At 43.7% G+C, this 1505-nt stretch carries 1 protein-coding gene; it reads right to left on the bottom strand.

What is annotated here, in order from left to right; genetic code table 11:
- Nucleotides 1–1505: efflux RND transporter permease subunit (locus DP116_RS28200; RefSeq protein WP_169158245.1), on the bottom strand; the 1505-nt coding region annotated here is incomplete at both ends.

The following is a 1505-nucleotide window of genomic DNA, read 5'->3' as shown; positions in this document are numbered from 1 at the left end:
TTGCACGTAGTTTTGGTTTTGACATCCATATTTCCAGGTGCAAGATGTGAGTTAACAGGGGATGATAGAGCTTTTTAAAAAATCTCGCAACCCAAGGTTCGGTTTCTGGCAAGTTACCGTAAGGCAAAAGAATTGCACATAAAGCTGGAGTCACCGTCAATGCTGTCACGCTAGAAGCGAGAACTGCTGCTAGATATCCCAACCCCATTGGAATAAAAATGCTACCTTCTACGCCACTCAAAGCAAAAATTGGAGAGAAGACAACTATTGTAATTATCGTAGCTCCAAATACTGAATCGCGCACTTCCTGACAACCGTCAAATACAACATCTAGAACAGGACGCGGGTTGGGAGAGTATTTATTTTCTCGCAGGTTACGAAATACATTTTCAGCATCGACAATCGCATCATCAACTGCTGAACCAATTGCTACTGCTAACCCTCCCAAAGTCATCGTATTTAAACCTTGTCCCAACCAATTCAGTGCCAGTACTCCTATTAGTAAAGACAAGGGAAGAGCAGTTAAACAAATAGCCAAGTTGCGCCAATTCATCAAAAACGGAATGAGAATAATCGCAACAATAATGCTGCCTTCAACTAAAGCTTCTCTAACATTTTCAATAGAAGAATCGATATAGTTTTCTTGACGAAATGTTGGGTGTACCTGAACGTCTTTAGGTAAGCCTGCTTTAATCTCTTCCATCGCCCCTTCTATGGCACGGGTAACAGTGGGAGTATCAGCTTGCGGCTGTTTATTAATCATGACAATAATTGCCTTTTGACCGTTAAAACTGCCATCGCCCCGTTTAATAGCTGCACCAATTTGCACATCAGTGACATCGGATAACTTAATAGGCGTACCATTGCGGGAGGTAATGACTGATTGCTGTAATTCTTCGATAGATTCAATCCGCCCAATACCCCGAATTAACTTTTCTCGGTCAGGGGTGATAAAATAGCCACCAGGAGCATTGACATTGGCAGCAGAAGCTGCTTCTACTATATCTTGTAAAGTAATATTAAATGCTTTTAATTTCTGGTGGTCAACCAATACTTGATATTGACGACTATCGCCACCGTACGCTACTACCTGGCTAACGCCGGGGACAGCCAAAAGGCGGTTTGTCACTTGCCAATCAACAATACGCCGCACTTCCATTAAAGGAGTGCTTTGAGAAGTAAAGGCATACTGTAGTACAGTGCCAATAGGGGAACTGGTAGGGGAAATTTGTGGCGTTTCTACCCCGGATGGAAGCTTACTTTGAGCTTGTTGCAATCGCTCTGTTACTAGCTGGCGAGCTTGATAGATATCGGTTCCCCAGTTAAAAATGACTTTGACAACAGAAATTCCCGCCGCACTCGAAGAGCGTACCGCAGTGATGCCCGGAGTCCCGTTAATTGCACTTTCAATTGGTAAAGTTACCAAAGATTCCAATTCTTCGGGAGCAAGTCCCGGTGCTTCAGTTTGAATTTCGACTTGGGGGGGTGCAAAGCTGGGGAAGACA

The organism is Brasilonema bromeliae SPC951, from assembly GCF_012912135.1.
GTDB lineage: Bacteria > Cyanobacteriota > Cyanobacteriia > Cyanobacteriales > Nostocaceae > Brasilonema > Brasilonema bromeliae.
Note: the sequence above shows the minus strand (reverse complement) of the source record. Positions and strands in the feature narration are given on the sequence as shown.